This window comes from Klebsiella sp. GW_Kp182 (genome assembly GCF_040062275.1).
In the GTDB taxonomy this organism is placed as follows: domain Bacteria; phylum Pseudomonadota; class Gammaproteobacteria; order Enterobacterales; family Enterobacteriaceae; genus Klebsiella; species Klebsiella michiganensis.
Window position 1 is genome coordinate 112114 of the sequence record NZ_JBEAFQ010000011.1, and the last position, 15746, is coordinate 127859.

Genomic DNA, 15746 nt, shown 5'->3' on the forward strand with positions numbered 1-15746 from the left:
AGAACATGTCCGGATTTAAAGAAGGTTTTCTGTGGGGCGGCGCGGTGGCGGCGCATCAGCTGGAAGGCGGCTGGAAAGAGGGCGGTAAAGGGGTGAGCGTCGCCGACGTGATGACCGCAGGCGCGCACGGCGTACCGCGCGAAATCACCGATGGCGTGCTGCCGGGGAAAAACTACCCCAACCACGAAGCGATTGATTTTTATCATCGCTATAAAGACGACATTCGGCTGTTTGCCGAAATGGGCTTCAAATGCTTCCGCACCTCTATTGCCTGGACGCGCATCTTTCCGCTGGGCGATGAGCAAGAACCTAACGAGGCCGGGCTGCAGTTTTACGACGACCTGTTCGATGAGTGCCTGAAGCACGGTATTGAGCCGGTGATTACGCTCTCCCACTTCGAAATGCCGTACCATCTGGTGACGGAGTACGGCGGCTGGCGTAACCGTAAACTGATTGATTTCTTCGTCCGCTTTGCCCGGGTGGTATTTACCCGCTACCAGCACAAAGTGAAGTACTGGATGACCTTCAATGAGATCAATAACCAGGCCAACTTCCACGAAGATTTTGCGCCGTTCACCAACTCCGGACTGAAATATCTGCCGGGGGAGGACCGCGAGCCGGTCATGCTTCAGGCGGCGCACTATGAGCTGGTCGCCAGCGCGCTGGCGGTTAAAGCCGCCCGCGAAATTAACCCGTCATTGCAGATTGGCTGCATGATCGCCATGTGTCCGATTTACCCGCTGAGCTGCGCGCCCAACGACATGATGATGGCGATGAACGCCATGCATCGCCGCTACTGGTTTACCGACGTTCACGTGCGCGGCCGCTATCCGCAGCACCTGCTGAACTACTTCGAGCGTCGCGGTTTTGCGCTGGACATCACCGAAGAAGACCGCGTGGCGCTGACTCAGGGCTGCGTCGACTATATCGGCTTTAGCTACTATATGTCGTTCGCCACGAAAGCAACGGATGATAATCCGCAGCTGGATTACGATGAAAGCAAGAGCCTGGTTTCCAACCCGTACGTGCAGAAGTCAGACTGGGGCTGGCAGATTGATCCGGTCGGGCTGCGCTACTCCCTGAACTGGTTCTGGGACCATTACCAGCTGCCGCTGTTTATTGTGGAGAACGGCTTTGGCGCCATCGACGTGCGCGAAGCGGACGGCTCGGTGGATGACCAGTATCGTATTGACTACCTTTCCGCCCATATCGCCGAAATGAAAAAAGCGGTTGTTGAGGATGGCGTCGACCTGATGGGCTATACCCCGTGGGGCTGTATCGACCTGGTTTCCGCGGGAACCGGTGAGATGAAAAAACGCTACGGCTTTATCTACGTGGATAAAGATAATGAGGGCAACGGCACGCTGGCGCGTAGCCGTAAGAAATCTTTTGCCTGGTATCAGCAGGTTATCGGCAGCAACGGCGAAAAGCTATAAACGGCCGTAAAGCCCCATTCAGCCCCGCCTTCGCGGGGTTTTTTTATTTTGTCTTATACTGGCTCAGGCAGCGTAAAGCATTTTGGTTGATCCCGGTCAAACATATCGGCTATGGCGTAAAAGGAAAAAGGCGGTATAATCCGGCGATTTTTTTTGTGGCTGCCCCTCAGAGGAGAAAGAGAATGAAGATCGTGGAAGTGAAACACCCACTCGTCAAACACAAGCTGGGCCTGATGCGTGAGCACGACATCAGCACCAAACGCTTCCGTGAACTCGCCTCAGAAGTTGGCAGCTTACTGACTTATGAAGCTACTTCCGATCTGGCGACCGAAAAAGTCACCATCGAAGGCTGGAACGGCCCGGTAGAAATTGAGCAGATCAAAGGCAAGAAAATTACCGTAGTGCCGATTCTGCGCGCGGGTCTGGGGATGATGGAAGGCGTGCTTGAGCACGTGCCGAGCGCGCGTATCAGCGTGGTGGGCATCTATCGTAACGAAGAGACCCTTGAGCCGGTGCCTTACTTCCAGAAGCTGGTATCCAACATCGACGAACGCATGGCGCTGGTGGTTGACCCGATGCTGGCGACCGGCGGCTCCATGATCGCCACCATCGACCTGCTGAAAAAAGCGGGCTGCTCCAGCATTAAGGTGCTGGTTCTGGTGGCGGCGCCGGAAGGCATCGCCGCGCTGGAGAAAGCGCATCCGGACGTTGAGCTGTACACCGCGTCCATCGACCAGGGCCTGAACGAGCACGGATACATTATTCCGGGGCTCGGCGACGCCGGCGATAAGATTTTTGGTACGAAATAAATGATGAAGTAGAAAAAGCCGACTTTGAGAGTCGGCTTTTTTTTGAATAAAAACACACCAACAGCAATCAACAAACGACTCTCAGAGGAAAATGCCATGACGCGCCGTGCTATCGGGGTGAGTGAAAGACCGCCGCTTTTACAGACAATCCCGCTTAGTTTGCAACATCTGTTCGCCATGTTTGGCGCAACGGTACTGGTGCCCGTTCTGTTCCATATCAACCCGGCCACGGTACTGCTGTTTAACGGCATCGGAACGCTGTTATATCTTTTCATCTGCAAAGGCAAAATTCCGGCTTATCTCGGATCGAGCTTTGCGTTTATCTCCCCGGTGCTGCTTCTGCTGCCGCTGGGCTACGAAGTCGCTCTCGGCGGCTTTATCATGTGCGGCGTGCTGTTTTGCATCGTCTCCTTTATTGTCAAAAAAGCCGGAACCGGCTGGCTGGACGTGATGTTCCCACCGGCGGCGATGGGCGCGATTGTCGCGGTTATCGGCCTGGAGCTGGCGGGCGTGGCGGCGAATATGGCCGGTCTGCTGCCCGCTGACGGGCAATCGCCGGACAGCAAAACCATTATTATTTCGATGGTGACGCTGGCGGTGACGGTTTTCGGTTCGGTGCTGTTCCGCGGTTTCCTGGCGATTATCCCGATTTTAATCGGCGTCCTGGTCGGCTACGCGCTCTCCTTCGTGATGGGCGTCGTCGATACCACGCCCATCGCCGAGGCCCACTGGTTCGCGCTGCCGACCTTCTACACCCCGCGCTTTGAATGGTTTGCGATTTTCACCATTCTCCCCGCCGCGCTGGTGGTGATCGCCGAGCACGTTGGACATCTGGTAGTCACGGCCAATATCGTCAAAAAAGATCTGATCCGCGATCCGGGCCTGCATCGTTCAATGTTTGCCAACGGCCTGTCTACGGTGATCTCCGGCTTCTTTGGCTCCACGCCAAACACCACCTACGGCGAGAACATTGGCGTGATGGCGATCACCCGCGTCTACAGTACCTGGGTTATCGGCGGCGCGGCGATCATCGCGATTCTGCTCTCCTGCGTCGGCAAGCTGGCGGCGGCGATCCAGATTATCCCGCTGCCGGTAATGGGCGGCGTCTCGCTGCTGCTGTACGGGGTTATCGGCGCTTCGGGTATTCGCGTGCTGATCGAATCTAAAGTCGATTACAACAAGGCGCAGAACCTGATTCTGACCTCCGTTATCCTGATCATCGGCGTCAGCGGGGCAAAAGTGCATATCGGCGCCGCCGAGCTGAAAGGCATGGCGCTGGCGACCATCGTTGGCGTCGGGCTGAGCCTGATCTTCAAACTGATTAGCGTGCTGCGTCCGGAAGAGGTGGTTCTCGACGCTGCGGATAGCGAAGAAGCAAAACATTGATCCTTATACCGGGCGGCGATCCTGCCCGGTTCTCTCCTTGCGTATTTCTGTGCTAAACTCTCCGCGTTTTTCTGCAAGCCTATGTTGAGGTCCATCTGAACGCACCGGCACAGCTCTCTTTGCCACTGTATCTTCCCGATGATGAAACTTTCGCGAGTTTCTGGCCGGGCGATAACCCTTCTCTTCTTGCCGCCCTTCAGAACGTGCTGCGGCAGGAACATAGCGGATACATCTACATCTGGTCACGCGAAGGGGCGGGGCGCAGCCATCTCCTGCACGCGGCCTGCGCGGAGCTCTCTCAGCGCGGCGATGCGGTGGGCTACGTACCTCTGGATAAACGGACGTGGTTTGTTCCTGAAGTGCTGGACGGGATGGAACACCTGTCGCTGGTTTGTATCGATAATATTGAGTGCGTAGCGGGCGATGAACTGTGGGAAATGGCGATTTTCGACCTCTACAACCGCATTCTCGAGTCCGGTAAAACCCGGCTGCTGATTACCGGCGACCGACCGCCGCGCCAGCTCAAGCTTGGCCTGCCGGATCTGGCTTCGCGTCTTGACTGGGGGCAAATCTACAAGCTGCAGCCGCTGTCGGATGAAGACAAGCTCCAGGCGCTTCAGCTTCGCGCCAGACTGCGCGGTTTCGAAATGCCGGAAGACGTCTGTCGGTTCCTGCTTAAGCGGCTGGATCGCGAAATGCGTTCGCTGTTTATGACGCTCGATCAGCTCGATCGCGCTTCCATTACCGCCCAGCGCAAGCTGACCATTCCTTTCGTGAAAGAGATCCTCAAGCTTTAGCGGGCCGCGGCCTGAGGATCAACAACTTAGTTAACGATTTCCAGAACCTGCTCCGGCGGGCGACCGATACGGGCCTCGCCGTGGCTAACGACGATAGGCCGTTCAATCAGCTTTGGATTATCAACCATCGCCTGGATCAGCGCATCTTCGCTCAGCTGCGGGTTAGCGAGATCGAGGGATTTATAGAGATCTTCTTTCTGGCGCATTAAGTCGCGCGCGCTGGCCATCCCCAGCATCTTCAGCAGCTGGCGCAGCGTGGCGGCATCCGGCGGCGTCTCCAGATAGAGCACCACTTCGGGGTCGATGCCGTTAGCCTTCAGCAGGCTCAGCGTGTCGCGACTCTTGGAGCAGCGCGGGTTGTGATAGATTTTGACCGTATCGGACATGAGGTCTCCTTACATTTTCTGGTACGGTTTGAAGCGTTCCTGCAGCTGACGCAGCTGATCGATACGCGCATCGTAGCGGGCCTGCTGCAGGCTGCCTAATTTTACCTGTGAGCTGGCGCTGCTGAGCAGGGTAATGGCCTGATCGAGTCGGCCAACCAGCGCCATGCCTTCCGCTCGGGCTGCCAGCTCCTGATCGCGATTTCCCAGTTTAGCTTCCGCTTGCGCCAGCAAATCCCAACCATTGACGTCATCTTTATTATTGAAGGTATAGCGGTTAAGGATCGTCGCCGCTTCCCCCGGCTGCCCGCCTTCCAGCAGGGCGTTGGCGAGGTTGAGCTGCAGCACCGGATTAGTACGCAGCTCGCGGGCGCCCTTCAGGCGATTAATCGCGTCTGTGGCTCTCTTTTGCCCGAGATCGATATCGGTCGCCAGGTCAAGGTACCAGGCGTTCTGCGGTTCGGCGCTCAGCAGCGGCTGTAGCGTTTTGCGCGCCAGATCGTAATTGTTGCTGCCCATCGCCAGCAGCGCGCGGCCGTACTGGGCGGCGTGCTGTTCGCGAATATTGCCTTTTTCCCAGCTGCTCAGCAGGTCGTTGCCTAGCTTATTGTCGCCGGAGGTGTACATTCCCAGCGTTCTGGCTTTTGCCAGGTAGAAGTCAGCCGAGGATTGCACGACAACCGGGCGCATCTGGTTCGCACGGTTGCGGGCGTCGGCGAGACGGCTTTCCGGTAAGGGGTGGGTCAGCAGCATTTCCGGCGGCCGGGTCGAGTAGCGCGACTCGTCAAGCAGCTTACCCATAAACGCCGGCATCGCCTGCGGATCGAAACCTGAACGTTGAAGGACCTGAATGCCAATGCGGTCTGCCTCTTCCTCGTTTTGGCGGGTAAAGCTGATCAGCCCCTGCTGGCTGCCCGCCAGGGTGCCGGTCAGCGCGGCCATCCCGGCCTGCGGGCTGGCCATCGCCAGCAGAATCGACCCCAAAGCGCCAACCCAGGTCAGCGGAGCGTTACGCTTTTGGTCTTCCATCGCGCGGGCAAGGTGGCGCTGGGTGACGTGAGAAATTTCGTGCGCCATTACCGACGCCAGCTCGCTTTCATTATCCGAGTAGCGGAACAGGGCCGAGTGCAGTACGACGTTACCGCCGAAGAAAGCAAAGGCGTTTATTTGATCGTTATTAATCAGATAAAAGTGGAACGGGGTGCGAACGGAATTGGCGTGCGACACCAGGCGCATGCCTAAACCGTTAATATACTGCACCAGCAGCGGATCGTTGATTAACGGCGCGCTGCCGCGCAGCTGGCGCACGTAGTAATCTCCCATCTGCATTTCCTGGCCGATGGAGAGCGTGCTTCCTGCGGAGGTGCCCATGTCCGGCAGAGTGTCTGCGGTATCGGCAAAAGCAGGGAATATTGAACCCAGCGTCAGCGACGCTATGACGGTCGCCACCAGCGTTTTCTTCAACTGCCTGAACATAACCTCTGTCCTGTAATGTAGGTGTGCCAGTTTGACCGATTGTGCGGCGTAATGTTCCCTGACCGCAAGCAGGTCCAGCGAGTTTAGCCGTCGTTCGCGGCGTTGCAAATATGATATTCATCCGGCCAGTAATGTTTGTGGTTTTACCCATAAAAAGCGAAGTCTTTTTTGTGACATTTCGATACAATTCCTGAGATTGTTACAGCTCCGCTCTTCAGGGAAGGGTTTTATGCTCCAGATGTTAATGCAGTGGTACCGTCGTCGGTTCAGCGACCCGGAGGCGATAGCGCTGCTGGTCATTTTGCTGGCTGGGTTCGGCATTATGTTTTTCTTCAGCGGCCTGCTGGCACCTTTGTTAGTGTCGATTGTTCTGGCCTATCTGCTGGAGTGGCCCACCGTCAGACTGGAGCGTATCGGGTTTTCACGTACCTGGGCCACCTCGGTCGTTCTGATTCTGTTCGTCGGCATTCTGCTGCTGATGGCGTTTGTGGTGATGCCGGTTGCCTGGCAGCAGGGCATTTATCTGATTCGCGATATGCCCGGGATGCTGAATAAACTTTCCGATTTCGCCGCCACGGTGCCGCGCCGTTATCCGGCCCTCATGGATGCCGGCATTATCGACGCGATGGCGGAGAATATGCGCAGCCGGATGTTAACCGTCGGCGACTCGGTGGTGAAATATTCGCTGGCCTCTCTGGTCGGGCTGCTGACCCTGGCGGTCTATCTGGTGCTGGTGCCGCTGATGGTTTTCTTTCTGCTGAAAGATAAAGAGCAGATGCTTAACGCCGTACGCCGGGTGCTGCCGCGCAACCGCGGCCTGGCCGGGCAGGTATGGAAAGAGATGAACCAGCAAATTACCAACTATATTCGCGGTAAGGTGCTGGAGATGATCGTCGTCGGCGTGGCGACGTGGATTGGCTTTATCCTTTTTGGCCTCAACTATTCGCTGCTGCTGGCGGTGCTGGTAGGGTTCTCGGTATTAATCCCCTATATCGGCGCGTTTGTGGTCACCATTCCGGTGGTGGGCGTGGCGCTGTTCCAGTTTGGCGCGGGAACCGAGTTCTGGAGCCTGTTTGCGGTGTACCTGATTATTCAGGCGTTGGATGGCAACCTGCTGGTGCCGGTACTCTTCTCGGAAGCCGTTAACCTGCATCCGCTGGTGATTATTCTGTCGGTGGTTATTTTTGGCGGTCTGTGGGGATTCTGGGGCGTGTTCTTCGCTATTCCGCTGGCGACGCTCATCAAAGCGGTGGTGCACGCCTGGCCGGATGGCCTGATAGTGGAAGACGAGCATTAGCGCTAAGCCGCAAGGAATGCCCTAAAAAAAGACGCCGGGTGGTTGAGAACGACCCGGCGTCTTGCGTTTATCTTAGCGTCAGGCGTTTTCTTTCAGCCAGTTCAGCACCACGTCGTGGTGATTGCTGGTTTTGAAATCATCAAACACATGTTCGATTTTGCCGTTGGCGTCGATGAGGAAGCTAATACGATGGATACCGTCGTAGGTTTTCCCCATAAAGGTTTTTTCACCCCAGATACCAAACTGCTCGCATACCTGATGATCTTCATCAGACAGCAGAGTGAAGTTCAGCAGCTCTTTTTCGGCGAAACGGGAGAGTTTTTCTGGTTTATCCGTACTGATACCCAGTACTTCAACGCCTGCTTTTTTCAGGTCGTCCATATTATCGCGTAAACCGCACGCCTGTACGGTGCAGCCCGGGGTCATGGCTTTCGGATAAAAATAAACCAGAACACGCTGTCCCTGGAAGTCGGTCAAATTTACTTCCTCGCCGTCCTGGTCCGGTAAGCTAAATTTCGGTGCAATATCACCGGCTTTCAGTGGGTTCATCACTCAAACTCCATCCTGTTCATCATGCTGTGAATAATTAACAATGTTAATACTGCCTTGTGCATTCAGTTCTGTACATAGGGCTTTGAACGCTTGTTCGATATTTGATGCATTTTGCGTAGTCGGGCTGTGGGCGGTGATTTGAATAAAAAGCTGTGCTGACTCGTCGTTCGCTCCGGGCTGAGTGCGGGAAACCAGCTCGGCAATGTTCATTTTCCACGTATCGCACAGCGCCGTAAACCGCTCAATGATATGCGGCGAATCCGGCACCTCAACCTGAACCCAGACGGTGTTCTGCATCGCCTGAGGTGGCCTCGCGGTTGTACGCTTCATCACGATAAGCAGATCCAGCTCGGCGCCTTTCAGCGGCAGAGTGGATTCAATCAGGTTAATTGCATTCCACGAGCCGGAAAGCAGCATGATAAACGTAAACTCATCGCCAAGCATGGCCAGCCGACTGTCTTCAATATTACAGCCGCAGCTGCTGACGTGACGAGTGATCGTATTCACGATGCCTGGGCGGTCAGCACCCAACGCGGTAATAACCAGATAGTGTTGTAATGAGGCTGTCAAACCTGTTCTTCCTTTAAAAAGGTGAGGTAACGTTAGGAAAGCATAAAAAAAACCGGCATACAACATCCCTGATGGCATCGGGTCTCTTGCTTTTATTACGACTCCAAACGTAACATTGAGAATCTTGTCCCACTTATGCTCTGAGGATGGCCCATGTTTACGGGAAGTATTGTAGCGCTTGTCACGCCAATGGATGAAAACGGCAACGTCTGCCGGTCAAGCCTGAAAAAACTGATTGATTATCATGTCGCCAGCGGAACCTCGGCGATCGTTTCGGTAGGGACTACCGGAGAGTCCGCAACATTGAGCCATGAAGAGCATGGTGATGTGGTGATGCAGACGCTGGAGCTGGCCGACGGGCGTATCCCGGTCATTGCCGGTACCGGTGCAAATGCAACCGCAGAGGCGATTAGCCTGACCAAGCGATTTAACGATAGCGGCGTGGTTGGCTGCCTGACGGTAACGCCGTATTACAACCGTCCGACCCAGGAAGGGCTGTTCCAACACTTTAAAGCTATCGCAGAACATACTGACCTGCCGCAAATCCTGTATAATGTGCCGTCCCGTACCGGTTGCGATATGCTGCCTGAAACCGTTGGTCGTCTGGCGGAAATTAAAAATATTATCGGTATTAAGGAAGCGACGGGGAACTTAAGCCGCGTTCATCAGATCAAAGAGCTGGTTTCAGATGACTTTATTCTGCTGAGCGGCGATGACGCGACCGGAATGGACTTTATGCAGCTTGGCGGTCATGGCGTGATTTCCGTAACGACAAACGTTGCGGCGCGCGAAATGGCCGAGATGTGCCGACTGGCGCTAGCAGGTCAATTTGCCGAAGCTCGTGCGATTAACCAGCGTCTGATGCCATTGCATACCAAATTATTTGTCGAACCCAACCCTATCCCGGTCAAATGGGCCTGTAAGGCGTTGGGTCTTGTGGCGACCGATACGCTACGCCTGCCGATGACCCCGATTACCGAAAACGGTATTAAGGTTGTGACCGCAGCGCTGAAGCATGCCGGTTTGCTGTAAAGTTTAGGGAGATTTGATGGCTTACTCAGTACAGAAGTCGCGCCTGGCGAAGGTTGCGGGTGTTTCGCTGGTTCTACTCCTCGCGGCCTGTAGTTCTGACTCGCGCTACAAGCGTCAGGTGAGCGGCGACGAGGCCTATTTGCAGGCTACGCCGCTTAGTGAACTTCACGCGCCAGCAGGGATGATCCTGCCGATTCAGGTGGGTGATTATAATATTCCGGTTGCGACCAGCACCGGTAACACTGGCAAAGCCCTGGACATTCGTCCGCCGGCCCAGCCACTGGCGCTGGTCAGCGGCGCGCGTACGCAGTTTAACGGTGATACCGCGACGCTGATGGTGGAAAACGGACGCAGCGGTTCGCTGTGGGCGCAGGTGGCAAGCATCGTGCAGTCGAAAAACTACACTATCGCGAAACGCGACGATGCCGGCCAGACGCTGAATACCGACTGGGTCGAATGGAATCGCCTCGATGAAGACCAGCAGTATCGTGGTCGCTATCAAATCTCAGTTAAGCAGCAGGGCTATCAGCAGGCGGTGATCGTGAAGCTGGTGAATCTGGAGCAGGCGGGTAAACCTGTTGCCGATCCGGCTTCGCTGCAGCGCTACAGTACCGCCATGCTGAACGTCATCTCCGAAGGTCTGGATCTGAACGCCACCAGCGCGCAGAACGCCGCGCAGAAAAACGCCGGGGCGACCTTCGACGTGCAGAGCGGCGCTGATGATACCGGCCTGCCGATGCTGATCGTTCGCGCGCCGTTTAACCTGGTGTGGCAACGCCTGCCGGGCGCGCTGGAAAAAGTGGGCATGAAGGTCACCGATAGCTCTCGTTCTCAGGGCAGCTTCTCCGTCACCTACAAACCGCTTTCCGACAGCGGCTGGACCGATCTGGGCGCCCGCGACCCGCAGCTGGTTTCCGGCGATTATAAACTGCAGGTCGGGGACCTCGATAACCGCAGCAGTCTGCAGTTCATCGACCCGAAAGGCCATACGCTGACGCAGTCGCAAAATGATGCCCTGGTCGCCGTATTCCAGGCTGCATTAAGTAAGTAATTAACAGGGCTGGAGCAATCCGGCCCTTTTTAATGTATAGTGACGCAAACGTGTGCGTCGGCAGAAAAGCACAAATTTTTATCGTTAATCATCACTGGAGTGACAAAGATGCAAAAGCAAGCTGAGTTGTATCGTGGTAAAGCGAAGACGGTATACAGCACCGAAAACCCGGATCTGTTGATACTCGAATTCCGTAACGATACGTCAGCAGGGGACGGCGCTCGCATTGAGCAGTTCGATCGTAAAGGCATGGTGAACAACAAGTTCAACCATTTCATTATGAGCAAGCTGGCGGAAGCGGGTATCCCGACCCAGATGGAAGCGCTGTTGTCCGATACCGAGTGTCTGGTTAAAAAGCTGGATATGGTGCCGGTGGAGTGCGTGGTGCGTAACCGCGCTGCCGGTTCGCTGGTGAAACGCTTAGGGATTGAAGAGGGCATCGAGCTGAACCCGCCGCTGTTCGACCTGTTCCTGAAGAACGACGCCATGCACGACCCGATGGTCAACGAATCCTACTGTGAAACCTTTGGCTGGGTGAGCAAAGAGAACCTGGCGCGTATGCAGGAGCTGACCTACAAAGCTAACGATGTGCTGAAAAAGCTGTTTGACGATGCGGGCCTGATCCTGGTGGACTTCAAGCTGGAGTTCGGTTTGTTCAAAGGCGAAGTGGTGCTGGGGGATGAATTCTCTCCGGACGGCAGCCGTCTGTGGGATAAAAAAACCATGGATAAAATGGACAAAGACCGCTTCCGCCAGAGCCTTGGCGGCCTGATTGAAGCCTACGAAGAAGTCGCTCATCGCCTGGGCGTGAAGCTCGACTAATCCCCCGACGCCAGAAGAAGTTTTCTTCTTCTGGCGCTCTTCTTGCTGTTTCCTGTGGTAATCCTCCGCTGAACCGCCTACGATCTTATTCATTGGTTAATATGATGAATTGAGGTGCTTATGCGCTGGCAAGGACGTCGCGAGAGCGACAATGTGGAAGATCGTCGTGGTCAATCTGGTTCACCGATGGGCGGCGGAGGCGGTTTTCGTCTCCCCAGCGGTAAAGGCGGCATTGTACTGCTGATTATTGTTCTGGTGGCGGGCTATTACGGCGTGGATTTAACCGGCATGCTGACCGGCGAGCCGGTATCTCAACAGCAAACCACCCAACGCTCCATTAGCCCGCAGGATGAAGAGGCCGCGAAATTCACGAAGGTGATTCTGGCGGACACGGAAGATACCTGGGGCGCTATTTTTAAAGATATGGGCCGTCAGTATCCGCAGCCCAAACTGGTGATGTACCGCGGCGCGACGCGGACCGCCTGCGGCACCGGTCAATCGGTCATGGGGCCTTTTTACTGCCCTGCGGACAGCACGGTGTATATCGACCTGTCATTCTACGATGAGATGAGAAACAAGCTTGGCGCCGGCGGCGATTTCGCGCAGGGTTACGTTATCGCCCACGAGGTTGGCCATCACGTACAAAAGCTGTTGGGTATTGAATCGAAAGTGCGCCAGCTGCAGCAAAACGCTTCGCAGGCGGAAGCGAACCGTCTGTCGGTAAAAATGGAGCTACAGGCGGACTGCTTTGCCGGCGTCTGGGGCTACAACATGCAGAAGCAAGACTACATGGAGACCGGCGATCTGCAGGAAGCGCTGAATGCCGCAGAGGCGATTGGCGACGATCGCCTGCAGCAGCAGAGCCAGGGGCGCGTCGTGCCGGACAGCTTTACCCACGGAACGTCGCAGCAGCGCTATACCTGGTTTAAACGCGGTTTCGATAGCGGCGACCCGGCGCAGTGCAACACCTTCGGCAACGCGCTGTAATGCTCTGTTGTCATGGATGAACTGCGTCACCTGACGGCGCAGATGGCGCGCGAAGGCGTTCGTCGTCTGCTGGTTCTCAGCGGCGACGATGCCTGGACCCTGCGTCAGGCGCAAAGAGTACGTACCGCACTGGCGGGCGACGGGCTGTGGGTCGGCCCGCGTCCGATGCCCGAGCCGTACGTCTCGTCTGCTGCCCTGAAATCGCTGCTGGGCCGCGAATTCCAGCACGCCTTTTTCGATGCCCGCGAGGGTTTTGATGTGGCGGCCTTTGCCGCATTAGCCGGTACGCTGCGCGCCGGAAGCTGGCTGGTATTGCTCACTCCCGACTTTGCGCAATGGCCGGCCCGTCCTGATGCGGATTCTCTGCGCTGGAGCGACGCTCCTGACCCCATCCCCACGCCGAATTTTGTTTATCGTTTTTGCCAACAGATTAGTGCGGATAACGCGTCCATTCTCTGGCGGCAGGGCAATGAACTTGCGGTGCCCGCGTTACCCGTGCGCCCGCCATGGCATCCCGCCGACGGACATCCGCAGGCGGAGCAGGCTGCCGTGCTTGCCGAACTGGCCCGGTTCCCTCCCGGTATTGCGGCGCTAACCGCCGAGCGCGGGCGAGGCAAGTCCGCGCTCGCGGGAATGCTTATTCGCCATCTGGGGGGAGATGCCATCGTCACGGCACCGGCGCGGGGAGCAGCGGAGGTGATGGCGACATTCGCCGGGGAGGCTTTCCGCTTTATGGCCCCCGACGCATTGCTGGCTTCCGGCTGCACCGCCGGATGGCTGATTGTCGATGAGGCCGCGGCCATCCCCGGACCGCTGCTGCGCCAGCTGGTCTCCCGCTTCCCGAGGACGCTGTTGACCACTACCGTTCAGGGGTACGAGGGGACGGGACGCGGCTTTTTGCTTAAGTTTTGCGCCAGTTTTGCGCACTTACGGCAGTTTAGCCTGACGACGCCCATCCGTTGGGCAAGCGGCTGCCCGCTGGAGGCGGCGATTGCGCGGCTGCTGCTGTTCAACGACGAGACCTTTCAGCACGCGCCAGGCGGCGATATCGTGCTGGAAAGCGTCAGCCAGGAGAGCTGGCGGCGACAGTCTGCGTTACCGGAAGCGATGTATCAGCTGCTCTCCGGGGCCCACTATCGCACGTCGCCGCTGGACCTCCGGCGCATGATGGATGCGCCGGGGCAGCATTTTACCTGCGCCCGCGGCGGGGAGCGCATCGCCGGAGCGCTATGGCTGGTGGAGGAGGGCGGTCTTGAGCCGCCGCTTAGCCAGGCGGTGTGGGCCGGCTATCGCCGTCCGCGCGGCAATCTGGTGGCGCAGTCGCTGGCGGCGCACGGCGGTAGTCCACTGGCGGCTACGTTAGCGGGGCTGCGCATCAGCCGTATTGCCGTGCATCCGGCTCGCCAGCGCGAAGGGCTGGGGCAGCGGCTGGTGGCCCGGGCGGCGTCGCAGGCTGCGGACCGGGATTATCTCTCGGTGAGTTTTGGCTACACGCCTGAGCTGTGGCGTTTCTGGCAACGCTGCGGTTTTACGCTGGTGCGGCTGGGCACGCATCGGGAAGCCAGCAGTGGCTGTTACACCGCGATGGCGCTCTATCCTCTCAGCGAAGCGGGCCATCGCCTGGCAAGCGAAGAAGCCCAACGGCTGCAGCGCGACGAATTCTGGCTGCGCGAGTGGCGAGATGAACCTGTGCCGCTGACGGCGCTGAAAGCGACTATTCTTACTGAAGAAGACTGGCTGGAGGTGGCGGGTTTTGCTTTTGCCCATCGTCCGCTGCTGACCTCGGCGGGTAGCCTCAATCGCCTGCTTATATTGGTGGAGCTGCCGCTTCCGGCGCTGCGGGCCCGCCTACAGCAGCAGGATGAGGCCGCGCTTGGCCGGACGTTAGGCTTATCCGGACGGAAAGCGCTGCTGGCCAGGCTGCGCGAAGAGGCGGCGCAGGCGCTGCTCAGCCTGGATGAAAACCGCGCCAACGACCTGCGCCGGCAGGTTAAAATGCTGCAATTTTTTTAACTAACTCCTTCAGTTAAATGGCATGGTCATATTTCGCATGCGGCGTAAACTTCCTTGCAGACATTAAGGAGACAGCCATGAAACACGATCATTTTATTGTTCAGAGCCCCGCGACACCTGCACAGCAACTGCTGCTGCTGTTTCATGGCGTCGGCGATAACCCGGTGGCCATGGGGCAAATCGGTAGCTGGTTTGCGCCGCTGTTTCCCGATGCGCTGATTGTCAGTATCGGCGGCGCTGAGCCGTGCGGTCCGCCTCCGGGACGCCAGTGGTTTTCCGTGCAGGGCGTTAGCGAAGAAAATCGCCAGCAGCGGGTGGATGCCATCATGCCGACCTTTATTGAAACGGTGCGCTACTGGCAACAGCAGAGCGGCGTCAGCCCGCAGGCGACGGCGCTGATCGGCTTCTCACAGGGGGCGATTATGTCGCTGGAGAGCATTAAAGCCGAGCCGGGTCTGGCATCGCGGGTGATCGCCTTTAACGGCCGCTATGCGACGCTGCCGGAGACCGCGACGACCGCGACCACTGTTCACCTGATCCACGGCGGTGAAGATCGGGCGATCGATCTGGCGTGGGCGGTAGCGGGGCAGGAGGCGCTGCAGCAGGCCGGCGGTGACGTGACGCTGGATATTGTTGAAGATCTGGGGCACGCGATTGACGATCGCAGTATGCAGTTTGCCCTCGATCATCTGCGCTTTACCGTACCGAAGCACTATTTCGACGAAGCCCTCAGCGGCAGCACGCCGAAAGACAGCGATATTATTGAACTGCTGTGAATAATAAACCCGGAGGCGGCGCGATGCGCCTGTCCGGGCTACCGGACCTGCAGACGAGCTGGAAACCCGTAGCCGGGCAAGGCGCGTTAAGCGCCGCCCCCGGGAAAAGAGCGCAGAGTGGGATAATTTCCCGGAGGCGATGCTGCGCATCTGTTCGGGCTACCGGACCTGCAACGAGCTGGAAACCCGTAGCCCGGGCAAGGCGCGTTAAGCGCCGCCCCCGGGAAAAGAGCGCAGAGTGGGGTAATCTTCCGGAGGCGATGCTGCGTATCTGTTCGGGCTACCGGACCTGCAGACGAGCTGTAAACCCGTAGCCCGGGCAAGGCGCGTTAAGCGCCGCCCCCGGGAAAAGAGCGCAG

Annotated in this window: 15 protein-coding genes; 11 read left to right on the forward strand and 4 right to left on the reverse strand. The window is 57.3% G+C overall.

The genetic code is table 11. The features are described 5' to 3' along the window. The first annotated feature begins 5 nt into the window (after positions 1-5). The 4 genes from ABLU88_RS13015 (at position 6) to ABLU88_RS13030 (ending at position 4428) form a co-directional block, all read left to right on the forward strand. Positions 6-1436, forward strand: a complete 1431-nt coding sequence (locus ABLU88_RS13015) for a 6-phospho-beta-glucosidase (protein WP_348836684.1) — start codon at positions 6-8, stop codon at positions 1434-1436. 182 nt (positions 1437-1618) lie between these two features. Further along, entirely contained in the window at positions 1619-2245 is a 627-nt protein-coding gene (upp, locus tag ABLU88_RS13020) for a uracil phosphoribosyltransferase (protein ID WP_004123492.1), read from the forward strand. A gap of 96 nt (positions 2246-2341) precedes the next feature. Then, positions 2342-3631, forward strand: coding sequence for a uracil permease (gene uraA, locus ABLU88_RS13025; protein WP_004853099.1), 1290 nt, complete (start codon positions 2342-2344; stop codon positions 3629-3631). Positions 3632-3726: 95 nt separating this feature from the next. Further along, entirely contained in the window at positions 3727-4428 is a 702-nt protein-coding gene (locus ABLU88_RS13030) for a DnaA inactivator Hda (RefSeq protein WP_211800913.1), read from the forward strand. Between the two features lie 26 nt (positions 4429-4454). Here ABLU88_RS13030 and arsC read toward each other — a convergent pair whose 3' ends face one another. Both arsC and bepA read right to left on the reverse strand, forming a co-directional pair. After that, a complete protein-coding gene (arsC, locus tag ABLU88_RS13035) occupies positions 4455-4814 on the reverse strand; it encodes an arsenate reductase (glutaredoxin) (RefSeq protein ID WP_004853095.1) in 360 nt (119 codons plus the stop codon). Between the two features lie 9 nt (positions 4815-4823). Next, positions 4824-6287, reverse strand: coding sequence for a beta-barrel assembly-enhancing protease (gene bepA / locus ABLU88_RS13040; protein ID WP_348836686.1), 1464 nt, complete (start codon positions 6285-6287; stop codon positions 4824-4826). Positions 6288-6516: 229 nt separating this feature from the next. Here bepA and ABLU88_RS13045 point away from each other — a divergent pair, with 229 nt between their 5' ends. Further along, positions 6517-7584: an AI-2E family transporter gene (locus ABLU88_RS13045; protein WP_004123481.1), complete on the forward strand. Its 1068-nt coding sequence runs from the start codon at positions 6517-6519 to the stop codon at positions 7582-7584. 78 nt (positions 7585-7662) lie between these two features. On the opposite strand, the gene bcp is transcribed toward ABLU88_RS13045, so the two are convergent. Then, a complete protein-coding gene (gene bcp, locus ABLU88_RS13050) occupies positions 7663-8133 on the reverse strand; it encodes a thioredoxin-dependent thiol peroxidase (protein ID WP_004104423.1) in 471 nt (156 codons plus the stop codon). A 3-nt stretch (positions 8134-8136) separates the two neighbouring features. Next, positions 8137-8706 carry a glycine cleavage system transcriptional repressor gene (locus ABLU88_RS13055; protein WP_004123480.1) on the reverse strand — a complete coding sequence of 190 codons (570 nt, stop codon included), beginning with the start codon at positions 8704-8706 and terminating at the stop codon, positions 8137-8139. 153 nt (positions 8707-8859) lie between these two features. Between ABLU88_RS13055 and dapA the strand changes: the two genes are divergently transcribed. The 6 genes from dapA to ypfH all read left to right on the forward strand — a co-directional run bounded on the left by dapA (position 8860) and on the right by ypfH (position 15387). Continuing rightward, positions 8860-9738, forward strand: coding sequence for a 4-hydroxy-tetrahydrodipicolinate synthase (gene dapA / locus ABLU88_RS13060; protein WP_004853086.1), 879 nt, complete (start codon positions 8860-8862; stop codon positions 9736-9738). A 16-nt stretch (positions 9739-9754) separates the two neighbouring features. After that, a complete protein-coding gene (gene bamC, locus ABLU88_RS13065) occupies positions 9755-10789 on the forward strand; it encodes an outer membrane protein assembly factor BamC (RefSeq protein WP_049101678.1) in 1035 nt (344 codons plus the stop codon). A 108-nt stretch (positions 10790-10897) separates the two neighbouring features. Beyond that, the gene (purC, locus tag ABLU88_RS13070; RefSeq protein ID WP_004104417.1) at positions 10898-11611 is read left to right on the forward strand and encodes a phosphoribosylaminoimidazolesuccinocarboxamide synthase; all 714 of its coding nucleotides are present in this window, start codon (positions 10898-10900) and stop codon (positions 11609-11611) included. Positions 11612-11731: 120 nt separating this feature from the next. After that, on the forward strand, positions 11732-12598 hold the full coding sequence (locus tag ABLU88_RS13075; RefSeq protein WP_014839185.1) for a neutral zinc metallopeptidase: 867 nt from the start codon (positions 11732-11734) through the stop codon (positions 12596-12598). A gap of 12 nt (positions 12599-12610) precedes the next feature. After that, positions 12611-14611 carry a GNAT family N-acetyltransferase gene (locus ABLU88_RS13080; RefSeq protein ID WP_348836688.1) on the forward strand — a complete coding sequence of 667 codons (2001 nt, stop codon included), beginning with the start codon at positions 12611-12613 and terminating at the stop codon, positions 14609-14611. A gap of 77 nt (positions 14612-14688) precedes the next feature. Beyond that, positions 14689-15387 (forward strand): esterase, encoded by a 699-nt coding sequence (ypfH, locus tag ABLU88_RS13085; RefSeq protein ID WP_348836689.1) that lies wholly within the window; start codon positions 14689-14691, stop codon positions 15385-15387. The last annotated feature ends 359 nt before the right edge of the window (positions 15388-15746 follow it).

Bases quoted from the DNA above. Each gene is read 5' to 3' on its own strand.
- ABLU88_RS13015 (WP_348836684.1), top strand. From the start codon at position 6: ATGTCCGGATTTAAAGAAGGTTTTCTGTGGGGCGGCGCGGTGGCGGCG.
- upp (WP_004123492.1), top strand. From the start codon at position 1,619: ATGAAGATCGTGGAAGTGAAACACCCACTCGTCAAACACAAGCTGGGC.
- uraA (WP_004853099.1), top strand. From the start codon at position 2,342: ATGACGCGCCGTGCTATCGGGGTGAGTGAAAGACCGCCGCTTTTACAG.
- arsC (WP_004853095.1), bottom strand. From the start codon at position 4,814: ATGTCCGATACGGTCAAAATCTATCACAACCCGCGCTGCTCCAAGAGT.
- bepA (WP_348836686.1), bottom strand. From the start codon at position 6,287: ATGTTCAGGCAGTTGAAGAAAACGCTGGTGGCGACCGTCATAGCGTCG.
- ABLU88_RS13045 (WP_004123481.1), top strand. From the start codon at position 6,517: ATGCTCCAGATGTTAATGCAGTGGTACCGTCGTCGGTTCAGCGACCCG.
- bcp (WP_004104423.1), bottom strand. From the start codon at position 8,133: ATGAACCCACTGAAAGCCGGTGATATTGCACCGAAATTTAGCTTACCG.
- dapA (WP_004853086.1), top strand. From the start codon at position 8,860: ATGTTTACGGGAAGTATTGTAGCGCTTGTCACGCCAATGGATGAAAAC.
- bamC (WP_049101678.1), top strand. From the start codon at position 9,755: ATGGCTTACTCAGTACAGAAGTCGCGCCTGGCGAAGGTTGCGGGTGTT.
- purC (WP_004104417.1), top strand. From the start codon at position 10,898: ATGCAAAAGCAAGCTGAGTTGTATCGTGGTAAAGCGAAGACGGTATAC.
- ABLU88_RS13075 (WP_014839185.1), top strand. From the start codon at position 11,732: ATGCGCTGGCAAGGACGTCGCGAGAGCGACAATGTGGAAGATCGTCGT.
- ABLU88_RS13080 (WP_348836688.1), top strand. From the start codon at position 12,611: ATGGATGAACTGCGTCACCTGACGGCGCAGATGGCGCGCGAAGGCGTT.
- ypfH (WP_348836689.1), top strand. From the start codon at position 14,689: ATGAAACACGATCATTTTATTGTTCAGAGCCCCGCGACACCTGCACAG.